This is a genomic window from Parabacteroides faecis (assembly GCF_014647375.1).
Lineage (GTDB): Bacteria > Bacteroidota > Bacteroidia > Bacteroidales > Tannerellaceae > Parabacteroides > Parabacteroides faecis.
On the sequence record NZ_BMPB01000002.1, the window covers coordinates 1 to 25,580 of the forward strand.

24 protein-coding genes are annotated in these 25,580 nt (G+C 45.5%); 17 read left to right on the plus strand and 7 right to left on the minus strand.

Annotated features, from left to right (window positions below):
- Both IEY67_RS02655 and IEY67_RS02660 read left to right on the plus strand, forming a co-directional pair.
- A partial coding sequence (locus IEY67_RS02655; protein ID WP_189086818.1) for a DegT/DnrJ/EryC1/StrS family aminotransferase occupies nt 1–430 on the plus strand: 430 nt, incomplete at its 5' end.
- A 267-nt stretch (nt 431–697) separates the two neighbouring features.
- Nucleotides 698–2,065: an RNA-binding domain-containing protein gene (locus tag IEY67_RS02660; RefSeq protein ID WP_183669561.1), complete on the plus strand. Its 1,368-nt coding sequence runs from the start codon at nt 698–700 to the stop codon at nt 2,063–2,065.
- 56 nt (nt 2,066–2,121) lie between these two features.
- On the opposite strand, the gene IEY67_RS02665 is transcribed toward IEY67_RS02660, so the two are convergent.
- Nucleotides 2,122–2,394: a hypothetical protein gene (locus IEY67_RS02665; RefSeq protein WP_183669563.1), complete on the minus strand. Its 273-nt coding sequence runs from the start codon at nt 2,392–2,394 to the stop codon at nt 2,122–2,124.
- Complete coding sequence (locus tag IEY67_RS02670) at nt 2,391–2,705, minus strand: hypothetical protein (RefSeq protein WP_183669566.1); 315 nt, start codon at nt 2,703–2,705, stop codon at nt 2,391–2,393. The genes IEY67_RS02665 and IEY67_RS02670 overlap by 4 nt, the downstream gene beginning before the upstream one ends.
- Before the next feature lie 92 nt (nt 2,706–2,797).
- Here IEY67_RS02670 and IEY67_RS02675 point away from each other — a divergent pair, with 92 nt between their 5' ends.
- Nucleotides 2,798–2,992, plus strand: a complete 195-nt coding sequence (locus tag IEY67_RS02675) for a hypothetical protein (RefSeq protein ID WP_183669568.1) — start codon at nt 2,798–2,800, stop codon at nt 2,990–2,992.
- On the opposite strand, the gene IEY67_RS02680 is transcribed toward IEY67_RS02675, so the two are convergent.
- Both IEY67_RS02680 and IEY67_RS02685 read right to left on the minus strand, forming a co-directional pair.
- On the minus strand, nt 2,993–3,478 hold the full coding sequence (locus IEY67_RS02680; protein ID WP_183669570.1) for a glucosaminidase domain-containing protein: 486 nt from the start codon (nt 3,476–3,478) through the stop codon (nt 2,993–2,995).
- Between the two features lie 12 nt (nt 3,479–3,490).
- On the minus strand, nt 3,491–3,940 hold the full coding sequence (locus IEY67_RS02685; protein WP_183669572.1) for an HU family DNA-binding protein: 450 nt from the start codon (nt 3,938–3,940) through the stop codon (nt 3,491–3,493).
- Between the two features lie 416 nt (nt 3,941–4,356).
- On the opposite strand from IEY67_RS02685, the gene IEY67_RS02690 reads away from it, so the two are divergent.
- The 10 genes from IEY67_RS02690 (at nt 4,357) to IEY67_RS02735 (ending at nt 16,782) form a co-directional block, all read left to right on the plus strand.
- Nucleotides 4,357–4,779 carry a hypothetical protein gene (locus IEY67_RS02690; protein ID WP_122352486.1) on the plus strand — a complete coding sequence of 141 codons (423 nt, stop codon included), beginning with the start codon at nt 4,357–4,359 and terminating at the stop codon, nt 4,777–4,779.
- Between the two features lie 321 nt (nt 4,780–5,100).
- A complete protein-coding gene (locus IEY67_RS02695) occupies nt 5,101–5,601 on the plus strand; it encodes a hypothetical protein (protein ID WP_183669574.1) in 501 nt (166 codons plus the stop codon).
- Complete coding sequence (locus tag IEY67_RS02700) at nt 5,598–6,953, plus strand: replicative DNA helicase (protein ID WP_183669576.1); 1,356 nt, start codon at nt 5,598–5,600, stop codon at nt 6,951–6,953. Before IEY67_RS02695 ends, IEY67_RS02700 begins: the two co-directional genes overlap by 4 nt.
- Nucleotides 6,954–6,966: 13 nt before the next feature.
- Nucleotides 6,967–8,145 (plus strand): DNA primase, encoded by a 1,179-nt coding sequence (locus tag IEY67_RS02705; protein ID WP_183669578.1) that lies wholly within the window; start codon nt 6,967–6,969, stop codon nt 8,143–8,145.
- A complete protein-coding gene (locus IEY67_RS02710) occupies nt 8,142–8,408 on the plus strand; it encodes a DUF4248 domain-containing protein (protein WP_122352490.1) in 267 nt (88 codons plus the stop codon). The genes IEY67_RS02705 and IEY67_RS02710 overlap by 4 nt, the downstream gene beginning before the upstream one ends.
- Before the next feature lie 332 nt (nt 8,409–8,740).
- Nucleotides 8,741–10,204, plus strand: a complete 1,464-nt coding sequence (locus tag IEY67_RS02715; RefSeq protein WP_183669580.1) for a capsule assembly Wzi family protein — start codon at nt 8,741–8,743, stop codon at nt 10,202–10,204.
- Nucleotides 10,192–10,581 carry a lipocalin-like domain-containing protein gene (locus IEY67_RS02720; protein WP_183669582.1) on the plus strand — a complete coding sequence of 130 codons (390 nt, stop codon included), beginning with the start codon at nt 10,192–10,194 and terminating at the stop codon, nt 10,579–10,581. The genes IEY67_RS02715 and IEY67_RS02720 overlap by 13 nt, the downstream gene beginning before the upstream one ends.
- Nucleotides 10,582–10,604: 23 nt before the next feature.
- A complete protein-coding gene (locus tag IEY67_RS02725) occupies nt 10,605–13,001 on the plus strand; it encodes an SLBB domain-containing protein (protein ID WP_183669584.1) in 2,397 nt (798 codons plus the stop codon).
- A gap of 35 nt (nt 13,002–13,036) precedes the next feature.
- Complete coding sequence (locus tag IEY67_RS02730) at nt 13,037–14,122, plus strand: GNVR domain-containing protein (protein ID WP_122352494.1); 1,086 nt, start codon at nt 13,037–13,039, stop codon at nt 14,120–14,122.
- Nucleotides 14,123–14,520: 398 nt separating this feature from the next.
- Nucleotides 14,521–16,782, plus strand: a complete 2,262-nt coding sequence (locus tag IEY67_RS02735; RefSeq protein ID WP_183669586.1) for a Helicase associated domain protein — start codon at nt 14,521–14,523, stop codon at nt 16,780–16,782.
- Between the two features lie 13 nt (nt 16,783–16,795).
- On the opposite strand, the gene IEY67_RS02740 is transcribed toward IEY67_RS02735, so the two are convergent.
- Both IEY67_RS02740 and IEY67_RS02745 read right to left on the minus strand, forming a co-directional pair.
- Complete coding sequence (locus IEY67_RS02740) at nt 16,796–18,955, minus strand: sensor histidine kinase (RefSeq protein ID WP_122352496.1); 2,160 nt, start codon at nt 18,953–18,955, stop codon at nt 16,796–16,798.
- Between the two features lie 105 nt (nt 18,956–19,060).
- Nucleotides 19,061–20,383: a Gfo/Idh/MocA family protein gene (locus IEY67_RS02745; protein ID WP_122352497.1), complete on the minus strand. Its 1,323-nt coding sequence runs from the start codon at nt 20,381–20,383 to the stop codon at nt 19,061–19,063.
- An 84-nt stretch (nt 20,384–20,467) separates the two neighbouring features.
- Here IEY67_RS02745 and IEY67_RS02750 point away from each other — a divergent pair, with 84 nt between their 5' ends.
- Both IEY67_RS02750 and IEY67_RS02755 read left to right on the plus strand, forming a co-directional pair.
- Nucleotides 20,468–20,965, plus strand: coding sequence for a UpxY family transcription antiterminator (locus tag IEY67_RS02750; RefSeq protein ID WP_122352498.1), 498 nt, complete (start codon nt 20,468–20,470; stop codon nt 20,963–20,965).
- Between the two features lie 11 nt (nt 20,966–20,976).
- Nucleotides 20,977–21,705, plus strand: a complete 729-nt coding sequence (locus IEY67_RS02755) for a tyrosine-protein phosphatase (protein ID WP_122352500.1) — start codon at nt 20,977–20,979, stop codon at nt 21,703–21,705.
- A gap of 7 nt (nt 21,706–21,712) precedes the next feature.
- Here IEY67_RS02755 and IEY67_RS02760 read toward each other — a convergent pair whose 3' ends face one another.
- Entirely contained in the window at nt 21,713–23,197 is a 1,485-nt protein-coding gene (locus tag IEY67_RS02760; RefSeq protein WP_183669588.1) for a cobyric acid synthase, read from the minus strand.
- A 100-nt stretch (nt 23,198–23,297) separates the two neighbouring features.
- Between IEY67_RS02760 and IEY67_RS02765 the strand changes: the two genes are divergently transcribed.
- Together IEY67_RS02765 and IEY67_RS02770 are read left to right on the plus strand one after the other, a co-directional pair.
- Entirely contained in the window at nt 23,298–24,413 is a 1,116-nt protein-coding gene (locus IEY67_RS02765) for an acyltransferase family protein (protein WP_122374424.1), read from the plus strand.
- Between the two features lie 11 nt (nt 24,414–24,424).
- On the plus strand, nt 24,425–25,558 hold the full coding sequence (locus IEY67_RS02770) for an acyltransferase family protein (protein WP_122352504.1): 1,134 nt from the start codon (nt 24,425–24,427) through the stop codon (nt 25,556–25,558).
- Nucleotides 25,559–25,580 lie beyond the last annotated feature (22 nt).

Genomic DNA, 25,580 nt, shown 5'->3' on the forward strand with positions numbered 1-25,580 from the left:
GAGTAATATTTGTGCCGGGATCGGTAGAGGACAGATGTTCGTACTGGATGAACATATAGCACGGCGTAGGGCAATACATCAGTTGTATACGGATTTATTGAAAGATGTTCCGGGAATTACGGTTCAGCAAAATCTGTCGGAGGATTTCGATTCGAACTTCTGGCTGACCTGTATTCTGGTAGATTCGGAAAAGGCAGGCTTTAGCCGTGAAGATATCCGGTTACATCTGGCAGAAGAAAATATAGAAACACGCCCTTTGTGGAAACCGATGCATCTGCAACCGGTATTTAAGCAATCACCTTTTTATGGTGACGGGGCATCGGAGAGATTGTTTGATAAAGGACTTTGTCTGCCTTCCGGACCTACACTGACCGATGATGACATTTGCAGGGTGGTGGAAGCAATGTTAAGTCTGTCATCTCCACGATAGAGTAGAAATAACAGACTTTAGATGTTGCTTCATTAGGGAACATTAGAGATGAAAAAATGTCCGCGGAGTTGTTCGGTAGAGGTACTGTGATTTTGGATAAAGCAGAAGCAGCTTTCGAACGAGGAGAATTTGTGACGAATGAAGAAGCAGAGAAGATTATAATATCTTGGTTGCTTTGTTATGAGGGATTATGCGCTGTCATAACATGATTATTTTGAGGATAAAGATAGTCTATATTTGTTTTTTGTGTAAGTTTGTAAAAAAAGTATGCACAACATCTCAGCCATAGAAGATCAGAATACAGAATTTAAAGCCTCGTTCAATACAGGAGTCATTGAGTCTTTGGTTGCATTTGCAAATGCAGGTGGAGGGACTGTATACGTGGGCGTTGATGATAGTGGTAAACTCCTGGGGATACAACTTGCTAAAGAAAGTGTTCAAAATTTCGTAAATGAGATTAAGAGTAAGACTGCTCCGGTATTAATACCCGATGTCAATGTAATAGATGTTGAAGATAAACAAATTGTAGCTTTTCAGATTCAGGAATATCCGATTAAACCTGTGGCAGTTCAAGGCCGGTATTATAAACGGGTTAATAATTCCAATCATCAATTGACAGTCGGTGAAGTAGTAAATTTATATTTGCAAACAATCAATTCCAGCTGGGATACCTATGTCGATACGTTACATACAATTGATGATATATCGCTGGAGAAGGTTCAGAAAGCTATTAATTTTTTAGAAAACAAAGGTCGTAGTATTACTGAAGATCCTTTGTCCTTTTTGTTGAAATATAATATGCTAAGAGAGGATAAAATAACAAATGCAGCTTTTTTACTCTTTCATAAAGATGATAATATTATCTCAACAGTAGAGTTGGGGCGTTTTCAAACGGATATTATTATTAAAGATTCTGCCCGTTCGAAGTCGGATGTACTAACCCAAATCAATGAGGTTTTGGATTTTGTACGAAAGCATATTAACAAAGAAATAATTATTACCGGCAGTGCTTATAATACCGAACGTTGGCAATATCCCCTTGAAGCAATAAGAGAAATTGTTTTGAACATGATCATTCATCGTGATTATCGTTCAGCTTCGGATTCGATCGTGAAAGTGTACGATAATAAAATTGAATTTTTCAATCCAGGTATGCTTCCTGATGATATTACGGTCGATGATTTAATGAATAATCGTTATAAATCGACACCACGTAATAAAATGGTTGCTGATTTCTGTAAAGATTTGGGTTTGATAGAGAAATATGGTTCGGGAATTCGTAGGGTTATCACACTGTTTAAAGAAGCAGGATTGCCATTACCGGAATTCGAACAGATTTCAGGCGGATTGAATGTAACGGTATATTCAAAGACTTTTGAAAGGATAAGTGATAATAAGGTCATAGATAAGGTCATAGATAAGGTCATAGATAAGGTCATAGATGATTTAAGTGAAAATCAATCAAAAATCATCTTGTTAATGCGTCAAAAGCCTTCAATTTCAACAAGCGATATGGCTAGTGTAATTGGTATCTCTCAAAGAAAAGTTTTTGAAAATATCCGCATTTTGAAACAAAAAGGAAAAATTATACGAGAAGGAAGTGCAAAATCAGGTCATTGGACAGTTTTGGATTAACTCATACAGAAAAACCTGTCGCCCCTAAATCTAAGGAAGCAACAGGCTTTTCACAATCAAATTACTTTTTCCATCTCTTCCCATCCCGGCTCCGGAAAATACTCATCGAGGATGAGATAGAACAGATGATACTTGCGGATCACATGCCGGATCCAACGTTCGCTGACCAGGAGTATTTCACTGATAGCGGTAATATCACGGTCGGTGATGCCCGATAGAGCTGTTTCCCGGCAATGCCGGTCGTAGGCCAGCAACAGGCAATGATAGATAGCATATCCGGTTGCTTTGTTACAACAGATCATACGTTGATAATTTTCTTTGTAGCTCATGCAGTAAATAATTTGTACAGACCACCGATTAGTCCCGCAGCCATCAGACTGTAACCGGCGATGTCTATGGGTTCGACACGTTGTTTGGTTCCCCGGTCGCCCTGGTTGAGAGCGAGAGTATCGCTCCGATCGCTGTCAGCGTCACTTCCGTCTGCTCCATCAGAAGAGACAGCAGGGTGATCGCCATCAGGAAGAGGACGAGGGTAGGGATGGGGACAAGGACAGTCACCGGCTGTCGGCTTTTGCTTGCGGGGAAAGATGATCCGGGCAAGGCTGGTGAGGAAGTTGAGAATGGTTTCAAGGACATTCATGTGAATTTGAAATTAAAAGTTGAAAATTAATGATTATAGATCAATGGAATTATCGTATCTTTATCAGATAACCAAATAAAAAGTATTGTTTTATGAAAAAATTGAATGAATACCCAATTCAAGATGAAACATCTTCGGTTAAGGAGCCGGAGATAACATATCAACGGAGCAATTCTTCAGAAACATATCCTATTATGCCTTTGGAGGAAGCGTTGAAGACTGGAATGTATTTAGAAGAATCCAGACGATTGATCCTTGAACGAATTCATAAAGACTTTCATCGATAATTATAATTTGTCATGAAAGTCGTTGTTGACCAAACCGTTCTTTTCGATCGACCCGCAGATCGACACCAACAACCTCTGGTAAGCCGCGCGGTTGTCACCGTTCACTTCGCTGATGTATTTGCTGTAAGCGATCTCTTTGGCATAAGCTGAAGGACGGGTGCTTAGTGAGGCTGCTACCGGATAAGCGGTGTGGATCAGACGGGCGAAGTCCATGAAACTGTCTTCCCTCGATTCGTAGGTGCGGAACCATAAAGAAGTATGGCCGCTGTTTTCAGAAAGATCGGTCTTTGTGCCTTTCCAGAAAGCATTGGGACGTCCATAGGCGGTGATGCCGAAGAAATTGTTATGTTCCTTTGCCAGGGTACTTTCTCCCCAACCGGTTTCGATGGCCGACTGGGCAAGGATAACCACCGGATTGATTCCGAAACATTCCCCCGCCTTTCGGGCGGGGAAAAGGTACTGTTTGATGTATTCCTGTTTTATCATACTGAATAATTATTACTCGATTTCCGGACGGTCGCTACCGCCACCTTCTTCCGGTTTGTTTTCCGTGCCGGGGATGATGTATTTTTCGAAACTGGCATTGCGGATTGTGTCCGTCAGCATTGTACCCGGATAGAAAACGATATGTGCCCGGTGGAACAGAGAAGTATTGAAATCCTTTTCCGTAGAAGAACCTTTGCTGCCGGCAACCATACGGAAACTACCGAAATCGCCCAGGTGCACCGATTCACCGTCACCCAACGATTCATTCATGACGGACAAGAGGCCGTCGAGTACCAGCAGGATATCACCGCGGCTTGCCGTACTGTATTTGCTGATACGGCTGCAAATACGGTTCAGATCGACCTTTTTGGTGATGCTCGTTTGTGCATAGTAAAGTTCGGCTCCTTCGGCCGCACCCTTACTCATGTCCCTTCTTTTGACAAGTCTGAATTTTAATGGCATGGGAAATAATTATTTAATGTGGATAATATGCCAATGTGCCAATGAAAAAACTTTTCCGGCATTCTGGCGGTTAGTTGGTTATCGATAACATTACAAAGATAAATACAGCCGAAAAGTGCCTACTGGATAGGAGCAGATAGCGATGGTTAATGGCGGATAAAGACAGTTATTTTTGAAAGAAAAAGGAATGAAAAACACTGTTGAAACATAGGTGTTTTAACGGCAAAACATATATGGTTTGCGAACGAAACATATATGTTTTGAGGAATGAAGAATAGGGTATTTCACAAGAATAAAACCAAGATTACGATTTAAAATCAGAGAATTATGAATACAAATAAAATAAATCGTATAGTGAATAATTTAATGGACGTTTTAAAAAAACAATCAGGGCAATAACAGGAAATCATTTGTCCTTGGAATCCTTGTCAAATTGGCTTGAAAAGCTACCGGATAAAGGACGCTATGTGATGTTGTTGGCGTGGCTCCTGGGAGAACCGGCTATAAAGCAATATGCGACCTGGGAGGTGTTGAGGAAACGTTTTAATAAACACCATCGGGATGATATTCTGGAATATTGCGAAATCGATGCCTGCCGTTTGCTGATCGAACGTATTGTGGTGAATGAGCCGGATTTATTTATCGCTTATATATCGGCTATGCTTCGTTGCGGAATACTGGACGGGACGTATGAACATGTGGCCGATCATATCGATCTGGTTTTTCGTACCGGTAAGGAAATAAATACCATTTGCAACCATCTGAGCGATGCGGATGATGTGTATTTTGACATTTGTGAAGCGGTTAGAGAGACGAAAAGGAAACATAAGAAAAATTGAAGTGACAGATATATTATTTAAACAACTGTAATCGAAGGATTTATAATTGAGAGATACCCTCAAGATATATTTTTCAAGGCGAGTGGTAATGACTAAGTTTGTATCAGAGCGCAAGAGAACGGTTCTGATATCAAAAAATGTTGAGAAGTCGCTAATTATAAATTCTATATAAAAGATACTTCTATCTATATTTAAAGAGAGACCGGCCCATTCGTATAAAGTGTGTTTGAGGATTTATATCAGGCTTTTAAAATTCAACAGTTTCGGCGTATAAGATCCGTATAACTCAGCGTATAATTAGTAACCTAAATTGAATGGATTATGAATGAGATGAAGGAAAGGGTAGAACGCAAATTGGAAAGCCTGGGAAATTCTTTTGTGAAAATGCCTCGCAAAGTGCTTCTCATGTCTTTCAGCCTACAAAAGAAAGACCGCCTGTATGCAAGAATTTTCATGGCCTTGGTTTCTATGTGTTATTTCAAGGATGGTATGGTGAAGCTGGGTAAATATTTTTATACATGCCACCGTGGTGAGTATCTGGGTAACTATCGTGAACTGGCTGACCGTACCGATGTCAGTTTCGGATCGGTCGGGCATTATCTGAAAGCATTGTCGGATGACTGCCTGATCGAGTACGAAGCAATAGCCGGAGGCACCCGGATCAAGGTCTGCAATTATGATTTTTTCTCGGGGTATCTGACAGAAAATACGGTAGACAACGGAAATGATATTTCAGCGGCTCAGGCAATGGCTGCCGCTGAACAGACTATGGGAGGACGCAGCAAACAATTCACGCCGAAAGGAAAAGGAGGCGAAGCATGAAAGAGGCTGTCGATGAACAGAAAGATTTGACTTTGGCGGAGGTGGAGAACACATTGGTGTGCTGCCTGCTGACCAGTGTGGAGGCACCGGGTCTGGTATCATCCTTATTGCGTAGGGAAATGTTTTCGGATGCCGCGGCAGGTTTTGTTTTCCAGGCGATAATGAATTTGTACGAACAGGGTGTGCAACCGGATATGATATCGGTCGAAACGGAGATGCGGCGGATGGATGAGGCCCGTTGGAAGGAACTGGACGGGGTGTCGTTCCTGCTTACTACGATGCTGAATGTGCGCCACGGAGGTAATGTGTTGCATTATGCCGGAGAGATCAAGCGCCAATATACTTTGCGCTGCCTGGCACAGTTGTTTGCTATGCTGAATTTTAAGAGCAGTACTTTCGATGCCGATCCGGGAGCCATTATTTCGGAAGCGGAGGATTCGCTGCTGAAACTGCAGACGGAAGTGGCCGGAAGCGAACCGATACGTCCGGTGGGTGTGTTGGCTGCTGAAGCGGTGGCGTGGCACCGGGAGCGGCTGGACGGGGCGTACGACCGGAACCGTATACGGAGCGGGTTGGGTGAGTTCGATTACGTCACCGGTGGTTTTCATAAAGGCGAACTGTCGGTGTTGGCCGGTCATTCGAGCGATGGAAAGACGGCTGTAGCACTGCATATTGCCGTCCAGGCGGCACGTGCCGGAAAGTATGTCTGCCTTTTCAGTCTGGAGATGTCGAACCTGCAAATGCTGAACCGTATCCTGGCGGGTATGACGGATGTCGATCCGGATCATCTGCGTATCTCGGGACTGACGGCTCGCGATCTGGAAAAATTGAAAAAAGCGGGCAAAGACCTGGAGCATCTGCCTTTGTATATCGATTATAAGGCTTGTAATACCTTGGCGGATATCCGTTCGAAAGTAATATTGAAAAGCAAGAAGGGAGAGTGTGATTTCATGATCCTCGATTATTTGCATCTTCTGGGAAGTATCCGCCAGAAAAATGAAACGCAGGAGCAGGTGGTAGGACGCAACATCACGGCATTGAAGCAGCTGGCATTGGATGCCGATTGTCCGGTCCTTGTCGTTTCGCAGGTGAACCGTGCCAGCGATCAGCGTGCCGACAAGGCGCATATTCCGGTGATGAGCGACCTGCGTGATTCCGGCACTATCGAACAGGTGGCCGATTGTGTATTTTTTGTCTACCGCCCGGAACGTTACGGGATCGTCAAGGACGAACGTACAGGGGATGACCTCAAAGGAGTAGGCAAACTCTATATTGTGAAAAACAGGAACGGGGCAACCGGTATTGCCCGTTTCCGTTATAATGCTTCCTTTACGAAAATAACGGATTATTAATACCCGGAACGAAATGGCACAATATAATATCGATCAGATAAAACGGTCGGTTCGCCTGGAAGAGGTGGTCGGACGTTACGTCAAACTGTCACGCCGGGGGAAGTTGTTTATCGGACTTTGTCCGTTCCACGCTGACCATCATCCGTCGTTGACCGTCGATCCGCAGAAGCAGACTTTCACCTGTTATGCCTGTGGAGAACATGGGGATGTGATTGCTTTTGTACAGAAAGCGGAGAAATGCAGTTTTGCGGAAGCTGCGAGAAAGTTGACAATTGACAGTGGACAGATGACAGATACGGTTACAGGTGGAAGAAAGAAGAAAATAAATAGTGATGCGAAGCAACTGTCACCTGTCACTTGTCCACTGTCACCTGAAAAAAACGTGCAGTTTTTTTCCTCCCTTCTGCCTTACGCTTGTGGTAATTCGGAATTGACACCTGCTTATCTGGATTTTGAGGTGGGCATTTCGCCGGGGCTGGTTCCGAAAGAATGGTATAAGATGCGGAACCGCATCGTTTTTCCGATCCGTGATGAGATGGGACGGTTGATTGCTTTTGCAGCCCGGAAACAATCCGGAGGGAAGCCCGGCGATCCGAAATACATCAATACCTCAGTGGAGGAAGGTTACCGGAAAAGTGAGAACTTGTATGCCCTGAACCTGGCGAAAGAGGCGATCGGGCAGGAGGGGTTTGTTTTTGTGGTGGAAGGGTATAAAGATGCCATAGCCATGCATGCCGCAGGTTTCAGGAATACGGTTGCTTTGTGCGGGACGGCTGTGTGTGACGGGCATGTCGCATTGCTGAAGAAATATACTTCGCAGGTGACAGTCTTGCTGGACGGGGACGGACCGGGCGAGAAGGCTTCGGCTGAAGCCGTGGCAATTCTTCGCAGGGAAGGTCTTTGGGCTGTCAGAGGACATTTGCCTGACGGGGAAGATCCTGATTCGCTGTTCAGGAGTCGGGGCAAAGAGGCTTTCGTCTCTTTTATCCGCGGGGTACGGAGGCAATTGTTATCGTCGGAAGAGTTTGCTTTATTCAACCGGATAAGCGGGCAGGTCCAACGGTTGTTGCAGAAGCGTACTGCCGGAGAAAGGGAAGTGTTGCTCGATGGTTTGACAAAGATGCTTGCCTACCGGACAGGATTGTCGCTCAGGGATAATTGGCCTGCTACATCAGACTGGAGGTGGCTATGAAAGAGGATCGGGAAAAAAAGCATCCGTTACCGGAGGATGAAGAGGAGGAAAAATGGAAAAACCGTAGTTTCAGTTGGCTGGAACTGGGGATTCTGTACAGTCCGACGCTCACACCTGCCGCAGCATCCCGCCGATTGAAGGCATGGGTATTGGCAAACAAGGTACTGGTCTCTCTTCTGAATACCGCCGGATGGAACAGGCAGCAACGGATCATGACTCCGAAACAGGTAGAATGTATTGTCGAGATACTGGGGAGACCTTAACAGGTTCATTGGCCAATATGCTAATAGAGATAGCAATAGATTCAGTATTTATCAGAGTTGAGCTATCCCCTTATCAATGTGACTTTGCCATTACAGGTTCATTTGCCGTCTGCTTCAGCTGACGGATTAGTAAATGATCTATCTCTTTGGACTTTAGTCCCATTTTAAACACACTCTCTATATTAAAAGAAATGTGGCTAAAGCCAAAAAGAGAAACAACTTGTAAACCGTCAGCTGAAGCAGACGGCAAATGAACCTGTAACTAAGCATGTCTTATTTATGACTGATGGTTTATGCTCGAATAAGCTCAAATCTTTTTAAATCGAAAGGAAATGAAATTTATATCTAAACTAATTATTGGGGGAGGTATTTTACTGCTTCCCTGGAATACGTATGCTCAGTTTACCAAAGGGCTGAGTTACCGGGCAGAGACCGGGATCAGTTTTAGCGGAGGGAAACATACACCTTTCTGGCTGGCAGCTAATAAACAAGGACTTTCATCTATCGAAAAGAATAACGGTTATCTGCGTGCCGGGATTTTCCGGGAGATGGAAGAGGATAAACGCTTTTCGTATGCTTTCGGGGCAGACCTGGCTGTGGCTTATCATTTTACGTCGACATTCATTGTCCAGCAATTATATGCCGATTTGAAATATCGCTGTCTGGGACTGAGTATCGGCAGCAAAGAACGGTATAGTGAATTTAATAATCCGCTTTTAAGTAGCGGGGGATTGACGTTTTCGGGGAATGCCCGACCGATTCCGCAAGTGCGTATCGGTATTCCGGAATATACCGTTGTACCGGGGACAAAAGGGTGGCTGGCCTTCAAAGGGCATATTGCTTATGGCATGTTTACGGATGATGGTTGGCAGAAGAATTTTGTAGCTCCGGGAAATAAATATACGGAACATGTGCTCTATCATTCAAAAGATTTGTATGTGAAGGTAGGTAACCGGGAGAAGTTTCCGTTGATTTTTGAAGGAGGACTGGAGATGGCTGCACAGTTCGGAGGGAATGCGTTTATTGGGAATGAAAAGATAGATATGCCGAATGGGATAAAGGATTTCTTTAAAGTATTTATTCCGAGCGGAGGAAGTAGTGAAACTCCGATGGGAGAGCAAACCAACATTTACGGGAATCATTTGGGAAGCTGGAATTTTTCACTCACCTGGTACGCTCCGCAGGATTGGACGGTTCGTCCTTATTATGAGCATTATTTTGAAGACCACTCGCAGATGTTCGGTGAGTATGGCTGGAAGGACTGCCTGGCAGGGATAGAGATAACATTTCCCAAAAATCCCGTCATTAGTCGTTTTGTGTATGAATATCTGTCGACAAAAGATCAGACGGGGCCTGTTTATTGGGACCATACGCCGGAGATACCAGAGCAGGTAAGTGGGGCGGATAATTATTATAATCATGGTATTTATACCGGTTGGCAACATTGGGGAATGGGTATCGGAAATCCTTTGGTGATGTCTCCTGTCTATAATACTGACGGTGATATCAGTTTTAAAAGTTCACGTATGCAGGGACATCATTTCGGGGTGATGGGGAATCCGGTTAGCGACTTACAGTATCGTATTCTTCTGTCGGTTACTCGTAACTGGGGAACATATAGTATGCCTTTTTATGAGATCAAAAAGAACGGGAATGCGTTGATTGAATTACAATATACACCGCATCAACTGAAAGGCTGGAGCTTTACAGCGTCGTTGGGTATGGACCGGGGTGCGATGTTGGGGAAAAGTGCCGGAGGAATGCTAACAATCAGAAAAACAGGATGGATACGATGAAAAGATATATGATAGCAATATTGCTGATGTTGATAGTCGGAGCTTGTGGTAAAATGCCGGTCAATGGGGATCTGGATGGCCGTTGGCAGATCATGAAGATAGAATATGCTTCCGGAGAGGAAGAAACACCGGAACGGGCATATTATAGTGTGGCATTGCATACGATCAATCTGATGCAAGTCGGTGTGACAAGTCAGACAGGAAATATGGAATATACCGGGGATTCATTGTTCGTCGAAATGCCCATCAGTAAAATTGAAAATCTATTGCCTTTCGGCATGAACGGAACGGAACAACGTTTCGGAGTAAAAGAATTAACCTCTAAACAGTTGGTTTTGCAATCGGATTATGCCCGGTTGGAGTTCAGAAAGTTTTGAAAACAACAAAAACAAATAACAATATGAATACCGTAATCAGAAATGTATTATTAGGGGGATTGGTGTGGCTGGCTGTACCATTGGCGGCACAGGTACCCCAGGAGTTGATAGACAAGGCGAAAGCCTCGGGTATGACGGACGATCAGATCCGTCAGGAGATAAATAAACGGATGGGGCAGTCTGGTGCTGAACAGAGTAGCCGTACGGCATCGGATGCTGTGGTTACCGATCGTACGGTTATGGCTCCGGAAGGTAAGGAAATACCTCCTTTGGAGATCCAGCGGGAAGCCAATCGTCCGGCAGGAGATTTAAGCGGAACGGTGTTCGGGCGTGAAATATTTTCGAACAAGAACCTGTCTTTCGAACCGGATTTGAATGTACCGACTCCCAAAGGGTATATTCTGTCTGCCGGAGATGAGTTGCTGATCAATGTATGGGGCGATTCCGAGTTGAACCTGAAACTGAAGATTTCCCCCGAAGGGACGATCCTGATCCCTAACCTGGGACCTGTCTCTATCAGCGGATTGACGATCGGTGCAGCCGAGAACCGTATCCGCCAGGAGTTGGGACGGATTATGTCGACCTTGTCCGGAGATACAGACGGGGCCAATACGTTTGTATCGGTCAGTCTGGGCCAGATACGCAGCATCAAAGTGAACATAGTGGGAGAGGTGGTTGCTCCGGGAACCTATACGCTTCCATCTTTTGCGACCTTATTCAATGCGTTGTATGCTGCCGGAGGGGTGAATGAGATCGGTTCGCTTCGCGGAATCAAAGTATACCGGAATAGTAAGGAAGTTGCCTGTCTGGATGTGTATGATTATCTGCTTAATGGCAAATACGATACGAATATCCGCCTGGAAGAGAACGATATGGTGATCGTTTCCCCTTACGATCAGTTGGCGGTCGTGCGGGGGAAGGTGAAGCGTAACCGTATTTTTGAGTTGAAGAAGGGGGAAACGTTGTCCCGGCTATTGAATATGGCAGGCGGTTTCACAGGAGATGCCTATACGAAAGATGTCCGTGTAAAGCGTAAGGCGGGTAGCCGTTACCAGATCGCCACTGTTACAGCGGATAAATATCCCACTTTTACGATGATGGACGGCGATTCTTTGTTGGTGGATTCCGTGATTCCTTTCTATGAAAATCGCCTGATAGTGACAGGTGCAGTCTGGCGTCCGGGAGAATACGAATTAAATGCGAACGTGCATACAGTAAAAGAATTGATCGACCAGGCAGCCGGTCTGAAAGGAGATGAGTTTACCGGCCGTGCCCAGATTATCCGGTTGAATCCGGATTTCACAACGACTGTTATAGCCGTCGATATCCGCAGTATCCTCAATGAAACCTCTCCGGATATGGAACTCAAGCCCGAAGACCAACTGAATATCCCCTCTCTGTTTGACCTTCGCGAACCTTATACGATCAAAGTGAGCGGAGCTGTCAATTATACGGACACGGTTCTTCCTTACCGGAATAATCTGACGGTGGAAGATGCTATTATGATGGCAGGAGGGTTGAAGGAATCGGCTGCAACTGTTAATGTGGAAGTTGCCCGCCGGATAAAAGATGCGAAGACTCACGAGAATACGAACCGTACGGCCGAGGTCTTCAATTTTGAATTGAACGACAATCTGGGGTTGATATCTATAGATGGAAAGAAGAGTGATACAATTTTTACGTTGGAGCCGTTTGATGAAGTTTATGTGCGTTTCTCTCCGGGATATCAGGAACAACAGGTGGTAAAGGTCGATGGTGAAATCACTTTCTCCGGCGATTATGTGTTGGCGGAAAAGAACTCCCGTCTGAGTGATATCATTGCTAAAGCCGGAGGGATAACTCCGGATGCTTATGTAAAAGGAGCGAGCTTGAAACGGCGGTTGACAGAGGATGAAATGCGCCGCCTTGAAACCTTGCTACAATTGAGTTCCAATAAACAAAGCCGTGACTCGGTTGCCTTGTCTCTGGAAAATATTAAAGACTATTCAGTCGGTATCGATCTGGAAAAGGCCTTGGCTAGTCCGGGAAGTGCCCATGACGTTGTGCTTCGTGATGGGGATGCACTTTATATCCCGCAGTTACAAAGTACGGTTAAGATAAACGGTGCTGTCACTTACCCGAACAGTGTCACTTATACAAAGGGTATGTCAGTAGGGAAATGCCTGTCTCAGGCAGGAGGATATAATGATATTGCCCGTAAATATCCGATCGTGATCTATATGAACGGGAAGGTGGCGACAACCAAAAGGTGTTTTATCTTCTTCAAACGTTATCCGAAGGTAGAGCCGGGTTGTGAGATCGTTGTCCCGACCAAGACACAACGCGATCGGAAGACAAGCCTGGCGGAAGTATTGAGTATTGCCAGTTCAACGACTTCAATGGCTGCAATGGTAACATCCATTATAAATACTCTCAAGTAATTTTCAATTTTCAATTATCAATTAGAAAGATGTCTATGGTTCAAAATAATGTTCCTGATGTAGAAAACGATGCTCAGGAGATCGATTTGGTAGAGTTGGCAAAACGGTTATGGGGTGAACGCCGGTTTCTTTTGAAATGTGGCGGTATAGCAGTTGTTGTCGGTTTGGTGGTGGCTTTCAGTATTCCAAAAGAATATAGTACGACTGTAAAACTGGCCCCCGAAACTTCCGACCCATCCAAGAAGATGGGAAACCTGGGAGGATTGGCTGCGATGGCTGGGATCAATTTGAATACATCTTCCGGAGCGGATGCCATCTCTCCGGATTTGTATCCGGATGTGGTCGGCAGTGTTCCTTTTTTGCTGGAATTGTTTCCGGTACAGGTGACGGATGAGGATGCGACACTTTCTACTTCTTTTTACGAATATATGGATGAACATCAGAAAAGTGCATGGTGGAGTTCTGTTTTGCGGGCTCCGTTCAAACTGCTGGGTGTAGTGAAAGACATGTTCTCCAAAGAGAAAGAAAAAGATAGTAATGAGTTATCCTCTTTTCTGTTGACTCAAGAGCAATCGGATGTCATTGAGGATTTGCAGGAACGTATATCGGTGTCCGTTGATAAAAAAACGTTGGTTATAACCGTATCCGTTCAGATGCAGGATCCTTTGATATCTGCTAACGTTACGCAGGTCGTTTTGAATAACCTTCAGAACTATATCACCAGTTACCGTACGCAGAAAGCCAAACAGGATTTGGAGTTTACAGAGAAGGTATTCGGTGAGGCACGCGAATCTTACTATAAAGCACAACGTGCATATGCGGCTTTTGAAGATGCCAATAAAAATATCATTTCCGCCAGTTACCGGACAGAACAGGAACGACTGAAGAATGAAATGACACTGACCTTCAATGTTTACAACACATTAGCCCAGAAGCTGGAACAGGATAAACTCCGTGTCCAGGAGCAGACACCGGTTTATACCGTCATACAGCCTGCCACTGTCCCACTGAAAGCATCATCCCCAAAGAAACCGTTGATATTGATCGGCTTTGTATTCTTAGCCATATTCGGTGCAGTAGGATATTTATTCATCAAAGACCTCTTTAAAGTTGACAGTTGACAAGTGACAGTTGACAGTTCTTATCAGAATTGAATGTAGTGTCGTTGGTAGGGGCGGTTCGCGAACCGCCCTTACAGGTTCATTTGCCGTCAGTTTTAACTGACGGTTTACAAGTTGCTTCTCCTTATTGGCTTCAGCCACATTTTTCTGAAACTGTTTAAATGGGACTAAAGTCCAAATAGATAGAGCATTTACTAATCCGTCGGTTAAAACCGACGGCAAATGGACCTGTAACTATACCAGCCCTATTGATGACTGATGGTTTATAGCTGAATAACTCACTTCTTTCTAAATTGGCACATGGACATATTGCTACATTGGCTCAAATCTTTCTATGCTCGAGTGCGAAGCCTAACTGTCACTTGTCAACTGTCAACTAAAAAATGTTTCACATTTTTATGTCCCTTCGCGATCTTTACCATTCTTATAATTATTTTGTAACTGAAGAGTCCGGCTGTTTGCTGGTTGGGTTCAGGGAAGATTCCGTTACTTTCATTGTGAAAGAAATATGGAATAAGGAGCCTGTCGGTTTGACGGAAGTGGACCGGTTGTATACTGAAATGCAACAGGTAGGGGAAATGTGCGGCTGTAACCAGTTCCGTATCCTGGCTCATGGAGGGTATTTGCCGGAAGCTCTTTCTTTTGAGCTGCACGGACTGACAGTATCGGATGAAAGCTATTTGGAAAGCCTTGCCGGTGGAAAGCATGTCGAACTGTTTTCACATAATGAAGCTGCTTACCGGGCAATTGAAGAAGGATTTAAAACGAACCGTATCGGAGCTGTCGTACAGGCAACCGGAACGGGAAAATCTTACCTGATTGCCAGGTATATCGTGAATCACGCGGCAGACGATATATTGGTTGTAGCTCCCAACGTGACGATCATCGACGAGATCAAAAAAGCAATCGGCAGAACGATACCACAGGTTACCTACCGGACTTTTCAGGCACTGGTCCTGAATCGGGAGAATGCCGGAAAACTCAAGGCGGATCATATCATTATCGACGAGTTTCATCATTTCGGGGCGGAAGTATGGGGAAAAGCCGTACAGGAGGTGATCGATCTTAATCCCGATGCCCGTGTACTGGGAATGTCGGCTACTCCGATACGTCCCGAAGAGATGCTCGACACCGTGGAGGTCTATTTTAAAGGTAACCTGTTCCATGAGCTATCCCTCTCGATGGCCTGGTATTATAAGATACTTCCTGTCCCTGTCCTGGTACAGAGTGTGTTCGACCTGAACAACCAGCTGGATAAGGTGCAACGGATATTGAACGGGAGTGACTGTACTTCTGAAAGACGGAAACGTATTCAGGATAAGATAGATTTTGCCCGGTTGGATTTTCGCGGATCGTTGAGTGCATCGGAACTGATCCGGCGGTATCTGCCGAAAGAGGTAAAGAAGATGCTGGTCTTTTGTAAAGATAAGGAGGATCTTCGGAATATGATCCCGGAAGTATCCCGTTGGCTCGGACAGGCCGGATTTGAAACGGAGACCTTCGAGATCCATAACGGATTGAGTAGCCGGGAGAATGAAAAGACACTACGGGGTTTCCGCCGGGAAACAGGAAAACTACATGTCCTTTTTTCCATCAATATGCTGATCGAAGGACTGCATGTGGAAGGGGTGGATGCCGCCATGTTCCTGCGCCGGACAGAATCGTATGTGGTTGCCTTGCAGCAGCTGGGCCGTTGTCTGAAAGCCGGGTCGGACCGTCATCCGGTGGTACTCGATTTTGTGAATAACCTTTCCGGGCGTTCGGTTTATGAGGCCATGTCGAGGGAACTGGCCTATCATCCGGCCATCCGTGCCCCGAAGAGTTTTAAAGGCTTTGTGGAGTTTCAGGTGACCGGATTCCTTTCCGATATCCGTGCCCGGGTGGATGATATGCTGTCGGAGCTGGATGCCTGGCCGGTGATGTATGAACGGCTGGTCGAATATAAGGAGCAGGAAGGCCGTTGGCCGCTGGTAGCTGAAGGGAAGCTGGGTAACTGGTGCAACACACAACGGATTGCCCGGAAGAAAGGGACGCTGTCAGACAATTATATCTCACATCTGGACCGGATCGGTTTTGAGTGGGAAGTGCAGGACAGCCGTTGGATGAATTGCTTTGAAGAACTGAAAGCATTTATGGCATCGGAACACCGTTGTCCCAAACGTGGCGAACACAATCTGAATACCTGGTGCAACACGCAACGGCAGGCATGGAAAAAAGGACTTTTGTCGGACGAAAGAACCCAGTTGCTCGATTCGATCGGTTTCAGGTGGGAGCAGGATCTTGATTCACTCTGGACGGAGAACTGGCAGCAGGTGCTTGCTTACTACAAGAAATATGAACGCTGGCCCAAAAGCAGGGAAGGGCGTTTGGGGGCGTGGTGTAATACGCAACGCAAAGCCCGTAAACAGGGATTGCTGTCTGCGGTTCGTATCGCCCAAATGGATGCGGAAGGTTTTATCTGGACAGTAGATGAAAAATGGCAGGAGAATTATGAGATGCTTAAACGTTTTTATGCGGATAATAAACGTTGGCCAACTGCCCGTGAAAACAAACTGGGCAGTTGGTGTTTTGTACAACGAAGAAGCCGGAAGAAAGGCGAGCTTTCTCCCGAACGTAAGGAACAGCTTGAACGAATCGGCTTTCCCTGGAGCCTAAAGTGATCTGCTTAACCTGTTATGCGTTGATCCCTTTATAATGTAGAGGCAGTGTAAACCAGAAAGTAGAACCTTCACCTTTCACCGAATCCACCCCGATAGTACCTCCCAGATATTCGATGATCGTTTTGCTGATCGTCAATCCGAGGCCTGTGCCCTGATGGAAATCGTTGATCTTGATGAAACGTTCGAATACACGCGGCCTGTTCTCTTCCGAAATACCGATCCCGGTATCTTTGACACTGACTTTCAGTGTATCCTCTGCCGTCTCGTAATAAATAGTGATACTGCCTTCCTCAGTAAATTTGATTGCATTGTTGAGGAAGTTCGTAACTACCTGTGTAATTCGTTGCGGGTCTGTCCGGACAATAACCTGGGGTGAATTTCTGTCATAGAGAAGTTTTACCCCAGGTTTTACTTTCAATGTGCCTCCCATGTAGACCTCCGTACACAGATCCCTGATGCTGACATCTTCGATATTGTATTTCAGCATACCAGACTCTATTTTTGAAAAGTCCAGAATATCCCCGATCAGGTTCAGCAGCAGATCATTGTTTTTATGGATAATATCCAGGTAAGTAGCCTGTTCCTCCGGGTCGTCCGCCTCCGCTACCAGGTCGGAGAAGCCGACGATCGCATTCAACGGAGTGCGTATTTCATGGCTCATGTTTGCCAGGAAAGCCGACTTCAATTTGTCTGCTTCCTTCACTTTCAGCAGTTCCAGCTCTATCTCGCGTTGATCTGTAATATTGGATGTATAGCTGATTATCTTGCTGGGCTTCCCGTCTTCGGTATATCTGTAAGCACGGACATTTGAGTTAAGCCAGTACACTTTACCGTCGAATATCCTGCGGTATACCGACACATATTTATCGATCTCTCCGGTGAGGAGACGTTTAAACTGACGGTTGTAAACTTTGTACTGGTCATCCGGATGCAAAGTCTCTATAAAGTCAGCCATACAGCCGAATCTGTCCTGTTTCAGGTAAGTCAGAAAGAGGCTGTTTTCCACGTCGTCATTCAGGCTGAAATCCACCGACAGACTATCTGTTGCGATATCATATTCCCAGATAACCGATTCGCCGGTATCGACGGCCGCTTTCAGTTTGGTCAGGTTATATTGTATTTCTTCGGTCTTATGGTAACTTTCGGTATCGTCAAAAACGATATAGAAGAAACCGAGTTGTTGTCCCTGCGTATCTTTCAAAACGACACCTTTCACCCTTAAATGTTTGATCTGGTCGGTTACGGTGCTGGAATAATATCCTTTTTCCGCTACTTTTTTGAAGTTATATTTCAAAAGGAACTCAACGTCTTCCCCGTTTTTAAGCTTTACGTTGGCCCAATCCGGGATATTGGGATTTTCAAAGGCATTCAATCCGATCGCCTCTTCACGTGTAGTCCCGAATATTTCCAGGTCGGCATTATTGATATCCAGTAGAATACCTTTTTCATCATACAGTTCGACCCCCCATGGGAGTTTGTCGAAAATGATCTGGAACTTGGCTTCACTTCTCAACACTTGTTTCATGGAGTGTTCCATCATTCCTTGCGCCATCTCGCGCTCGATAGCGATAGATATGATATCGGTAAGCATCCGCAGGTTCTCTACATCCAACGCACTCCAGTTACGTCGTTTTTTTACTGAATCCAGTCCGATAAAACCATTGATGTCCCCTTCGAAGAAGATAGGGATCACAAGCAATGATTTCACTTCCTGGAGCATTAATATCTTCTGTTCGGCGATAGCCTCTTCCGGCATCCGGGTAACGTCGTCGATGACAATATCTTTCCTGTCGTTGATCGTTTTTATCCACCAGGGAAAATCTTTCTTGGGCATGCCTACCAACAGATCTTCACGCATGGAAATAACACCTTGTCCGGTTACTTCATGCGTGAAGTCGAAAGTTGGTTTATCATCTTCGTAATTTCCGATATATACTCTGTCTACATCAAAAAATTTCAAGACGATCAGGAGTGACTGGTCAATGACATCTTTTTGTCCGGACTTCATTAATAATGACAAAACATCCGAGAAGGTTTTCCTCAATGCTATTGCATTGTTCAGAATACGATTTCTATATGCTTTTTCATCAGTAACGGAGGAGCCTTTTGCTTCTAATCTCTCGATTTCGCGGATCAGGTCTTCTCTCGAATAATTAGCATATACGCTGCTCATTTAGGTATATCAAGTTTATATGTTCGTGTATAAGGAACAAATGTACATATAATAATTGATTTTCAAATGATGTTCAACGTTTTCATGCTAATTATATTTTGTTTCTTACAATTTCGGCAATTCCCAGGGTGCCCGGTAATAGGCCTTCGATAAGGCAGTCGCTTCATTATCACCGATAAACACGCTGTTGGTGTCATCCCATCGTACTTCGCGTTGCAGGCGGCAGGATATATTCGCCAGGTGCGACATCTTGGCTACCCGTGCGCCGATGGCAATGTCGGCATGAGGCAATTCCCGACTCTTGATGCAACTCAGGAAGTTCCCGACATGATTATACAATCCTTTCCCTTCCCCTTTTTTGAACGGTACAGCTTCCATACGCGCTTCTTTTCCGGCAATGACAGGAAGGACTTCCCAGCCGGCACGGGTAAGTACCAATGTACCGTTTTCGCCGAAGAATGCCAGTCCTTCTTTCTTATCGAACGGGCCGTGGTTGATTCCGCAGGCATGATCCCAGATGATATTGAAATCTTTGTAGGCATAAGTAGCCATCAATGTATCGGGTGTTTCCATTGCATCGTCGGGATAAGCGAACTTACCGCCTCCGGAGCAAACGCGGCTGGGCAGGTCGGCGTTCATGCCTTCCAAAGCATAATCCAACAGGTGAACACCCCAGTCGGACATCAGTCCTCCGGCATAGTCCCAGAAGAAACGGAAATTGTAATGGAAACGGTAGATGTTGAACGGACGTTTCGGGGCCGGACCCAGCCACATGTCGTAATCCACTCCGGCAGGAACGGGGCTGTCGGCAACAACCGGCAAGGTCGGTTTTCCATCCTGGTAAGCCCAGACTTTTACCGTGCGGATACGCCCTATATTTCCGGCTTTCAGGAAATTAGCTGCTTCGTCCCAGTGCGGGTCGCTGCGCTGCCATTGTCCTACCTGGACCACCCGGTTGTATTTGCGGGCCGCCTTTTCCATCAGGTTGCATTCTTCGATCGTGTTGGAAAGCGGTTTTTCCACATAAACGTCTTTCCCTGCCTGGCAGGCATAGATGGTCGGCAGGCAATGCCAATGGTCGGGAGTTCCGATAATGACTGCATCTATATCCTTATTGTCGATCACCTTACGCCAGTCCTTGTAGAGGTGGGGGACCTTCTTCCCGGTACTTTTTTCCACATCGGCAGCTCGTTTGTTCAGCCATTCGTCGTCGATATCGCAGAGAGCTACGCACTCCACTTCGGGATACTTCAGGAAATTACTCAGATTGGAGAATCCCATCGAACGGCATCCTATCAGGGCTACCTTCACTTTGTTGCTTGGAGCAGTTTGTCCGAAAATCGCTCCGTGTGCACTGCCGAATAACGGCGAAAGACCAAGTCCGGCAGCTGATAATGCGGACTTTTGCAAAAAATTTCTTCTATTCATGGTATTTAAATTATGTGTTCGCAAACAGTTTTGCAATTATACGAAAAATAGTCCTATATTTGTGCCCTTAATCAAAAAAAGATAATGACACCTCCTTTAAATACAACCAATTGGAATGTACTATACACTGCCCCCCGGGCAGAAAAACAGGTAAAAGAACGCATTGAAGCCCTTGGGGTTGAATGTTTTTTACCTTTGCATCGAACGCCACGTGTCTGGTCCGACCGCGTAAAAATCGTCGAAGTTCCTTTATTCACTTCCTATATTTTTGTCCGTTGTCCGGATGATGTATTGCGCGACCTGCTTCGTGTATACGGCGTTATCCGTATTGTTTTTTATAATAAGAAACCGGCTATAGTCCGTCAGAAAGAGATAGATGCCATTCAGGAGTTTCTAGACCAAGCTGCCGAACATGCTCTTTGTCCGGGAGAGGAAGTGGAAATATTGGCGGGAGCCATGAAACATGTTTCCGGCAAGGTCAAGAAGATAAAGAAGAATCATTTGCTGCTTTACCTCGAACAGCTGGGTGCAACTGTTTGTGTGAAGATGGATGATGTGGCACGGGTAAATCGTCTTAAATAAAATAGAAATTTATGTGTGCATTATTTTCCTCGTTTTTTTCTCAGAAAAAAGATATATGGCCCGGTATGACGGATGTTCATTCTCATTTGTTGCCGGGAGTGGATGATGGGTTTTCCTCTTTGGAAGATAGTAGGGAAATGCTTGCTTTTCTGCAGGAACTCGGTGTGAAACGTATGTTTCTGACTCCCCACATTATGGCTGATCTGGCGAAAAACAGGGCTGTAACTTTGAAAGAACATTTCGGGACTTTCAGAGAAAGTTGTGAAGGCATAAGTGTAGATATGCGTCTGGCGGCCGAGTATATGCTGGATGAATGTTTTTATGAGCGGATGGAGGAGGGGCTGTTGTCGTATGACGGAGAACATGTCCTTGTGGAAGTCTCTTGCCTGCAGGCTCCGGGTGATTTGTTTGAAAAGTTGTATGCTATTCAGTTGAATGGGTTTATCCCGGTGATGGCACATCCGGAACGGTATCCTTTCTGGGATATAAGCGGGCTGATGAAGCTGAAGGAACATGGCTGTAAATTCCAGTTGAACCTGTTTTCGTTAGCCGGATTTTATGGTACGTTACCTCATAAGACATCCCTGTCGTTACTGAAAAAAGGATATTATGATTTTGCCGGAACTGATATTCATTCGCTGAACTACCGTCGTGGTTATGACACTCTTTCACTGAAAAAAGACCAATACGAAGCGGTTGAAAAGTTGCTGCATGGGAATGAGACATTGTGGAAGCAATGACTGATGATTACATCAACGTGCTATAAATATACTCCATATCCACATGCTTCCTGACCAGTTCCGCTAATTTATCATATTGCTCTTCCTTGAATGCTGCATAATCGAACGGAGCCGAATTGGTTTCTTTGTTGAAACCTTCGGCTAGGTTGTCGAGCACCTCCGGGTTGTCGAGGATACCGTGCATGTAGCTTCCCCAACAACGGGCATTCAGGTAATAACCGTCTTTTCTTCCGTCTTCAAGCAACGCTACCGGACTTTCAGGGGCATTACCCAGGAGAGTTGTCTGTCCCATATGTATCTCATATCCTTTACAAGCCATCTGTGAACCGGAGCGGAACGTGAAACGGCTTTGCTTCGTTATCTTTTCCTGTTCGATAACAGTACATTGGGGGAGTAGTCCCAATCCCGGTACGGCAGGCAGGTTCCCTTCTATCCCTTCCGGATCTTCCAGACGGGCACCCATCATCTGATAACCACCACAGATACCGATCACTTTTTTCCCTTTCTTGGCTGCACGTACAACGGCATCGGCTATGCCGTTGGCACGGATGCTTTGCAGGTCAGCAAGTGTATTTTTAGAGCCTGGCAACAGGATGATGTCTGCTTTCTCTATTTCGTCTATATTGCTTGTGTAGTAAGGATTGAAACGTGGGTCCATGTCCAGTACGTCGAAATCTGTAAAGTTCGACATGCGTTTCAACAGGATAATGGCGACATTGATCTTTCCATCCTGCCAGGTATTCGTTTTCATATCCAGCGCGACCGAATCTTCTTCTTCTATCTTGATATCGCGGAACCAGGGGATAACACCTACGACAGGTATTCCTGTCAATTCTTTCAATATTGTCCTGCCTTCCTCGAACAGCGATGCGTCTCCACGGAATTTATTGATGATGACCCCTTTCATCTGTGCCCGTTCCTCGGGTTTGAGCAGGGCGATCGTGCCGTAAACGGAACCGAATACGCCACCCCGGTCGATGTCGGCAACCAGATAGGTGGAGGCATCTGCCTGTATCGCCATCCGCATGTTGGTGATATCACGGTCGCGGAGATTCAGTTCGGAGATGCTGCCTGCCCCTTCCAATACGATCGGGTTATAGCGTGTTTCCAGACGTCTGAATGCTTCGATAGCTTCTCTGAAAAGGGCTTCTTTCTGATTCTGGACACCAAAATAGTCTTTGGCGGACATGTTGCCGACCGGACGGCCGTTCAAGACCACCTGCGAACTTTTGTCGTTGGTCGGTTTCAGCAAAACCGGGTTCATATCCGTATGCGGGGCAATGCCGCATGCCTCCGCCTGTACCACCTGGGCACGACCCATTTCGCCCCCTTCTGGGGTGGAGAAAGAGTTCAAAGACATATTCTGCGCCTTGAATGGGGCAGGTTGATATCCGTCTTGCTTAAAGATACGGCAGAAGGCTGCGTTGATCACACTCTTTCCTGCATCGGAACAAGTGCCAACGAACATGATCGGTTTCAAGTGCTGTTTCATAATGGCTGCAAAACTAATGAAAAAGCAGGATAGTTCTTATATTATTTTCTATATTTGCGTTTACTTATTTCTAAATTATATACGATTTAAATTAAATACCATGGAAAAACAGAAACAGAGCCAGCGGCTTCAGTCGCTGGACGCTTTACGGGGATTTGATATGTTCTTTATTATGGGAGGTGGTGCGCTGTTCGTTGCGCTGGCAACATGGATACCTACTCCTTTCTTTCAATCGATAGCGGATCAGATGAGCCATGCCAAATGGGGGGCGGGGTTTACGTTCGAGGATATTATCTTTCCGTTGTTTTTGTTTATTGCCGGTATTTCTTTTCCTTTTTCGCTGGAGAAACAGCGGGAGCGGGGAATGTCCGAAGCGGCTATCTATAAGAAGATCATTCGGCGTGGTATTACACTTGTGGTACTCGGATTCGTATATAACGGATTGCTCAATCTGAATTTTGAAACGCAACGGTATGCCAGCGTACTGGCCCGTATCGGTCTGGGATGGATGTTCGGTGCATTGATCTTTGTCAATACACGGACAATCACACGGGTATGGATCGTGGCGGCCATCCTGATAGGGTACTGGTTGTTGCTGTTCATTCCGGCACCCGACGGGAATGGGGCGGAGTTGTTTACACGTGAAGGAAATCTGGCTTGTTATATCGACCGCCTGCTGTTGCCGGGGCGTTTGCATGGAGGAAATTATGACCCGGAAGGCCTTCTGTCTACCTTACCGGCTGTCGGTACTGCTTTGCTGGGCATGTTTACCGGCGAATTCGTCAAACTCAGGAAAGAAGGGTTGAGCGAAAAGAAAAAGGTGGTGTATATGTTGGTGGCAGGCTGCTGCCTGTTGATAGTCGGACTGTTGTGGGGATTATTCTTTCCGATCAATAAATATTTATGGACCAGTTCGTTCGTTTGTACGGTGGGCGGTATCTCTGCTTTGTTGTTCGCCACCTTCTATTATATTGTCGATGTGAAAGAGTGCCGGGGATGGACACTTTTCTTTACGGTGATCGGAACGAACTCGATCACAATTTATCTGGCACAGGTATTTATCAACTTCACCTTTACTGCGAATGCAATTTTCGGAGGCTTTATCGGTTTGTTTCCTGAAACAGTCCAGCCTTTGCTGGGGGCGATGGCTTATATCGCCGTCTGCTGGGGATTCTTGTATTTCCTTTACCGTCAACGTATCTTCTTAAAAGTCTAAAATAATTACAAATGGAAAAAACTACTTACAAGCGATTGGAGTCGCTTGATGCTTTACGCGGATTTGACCTTTTCTTTCTGGTCGCTTTGGGACCGCTTGCTCATTCGTTGGCGAGGGCCGCTGATGTGGGATGGTTGAACGATTGTATGTGGGCATTCGACCATGTACACTGGGAAGGTTTCTCTCCCTGGGATCTGATCATGCCGTTGTTCCTGTTTATGTCGGGGGCATCCATGCCTTTTGCCCTGTCACGTTTTAAAGGTGTTTCCGATAAAAAAGGACTTTTCCGGCGCCTGGGAAAACGTATCCTGTTGCTCTGGATATTCGGTATGATGTGCCAGGGGAATCTGCTGGGACTCGATCCGGATCGTATCTATCTATATTCAAATACATTGCAGTCGATCGCAGCCGGTTATCTGATCACGGCCGTGTTGTTCCTTTATACCAGCCGGCGGACCCAGATCGGGGTGGCGGTAGCTTTGCTGCTTGTCTATTGGGCGGCGATGCAGTTTATCACGGTCGGTAGTTATGGCGGAGGCAACTATACGCCCGAAGGGAACCTGGCGGAATGGATAGACCGTGCCGTGCTGGGGCGTTTCCGCGATGGGGCGAAAGTGGTGGACGGTGAAATCGTTTTTGCACCGTGGTATCATTATACATGGATTTTGAGTACCCTAAATTTTGGAGTGACGGTGCTGACAGGTCTGTTTGCCGGTTACATAGCCAAGGATAAAACGAGCGATATTTATAAACTGAAATGGTATTTTGGTGCAGGTGCCGTAATGGTTGCTGCCGGATGGTTATGGGGATTGCAGATGCCGGTGATCAAAACGATCTGGACCAGCTCGATGGTGTTGGTAAGTAGCGGCTATTGCTTCTTGCTGATGGGGTTGTTCTATTATCTGATAGACTATAAAGGATATAATAAGAATATCACCTGGCTGAAGGTGTACGGAATGAATTCGATCTTGGCTTATATGCTGGCAAATGTCATTAATTTCAGCTGTCTGGGACAGTCCTTATTTTATGGCTTCGAACAATATCTGGGCAATTATTATTCCTTTTTGATCAGCTTGTCAAACGTATCAGTTATTTATGTAATTTTGTGGCTGCTATATAAACGTAATATATTTCTTAAAGTATAGAAAACACAAAATTAGGGAAAAG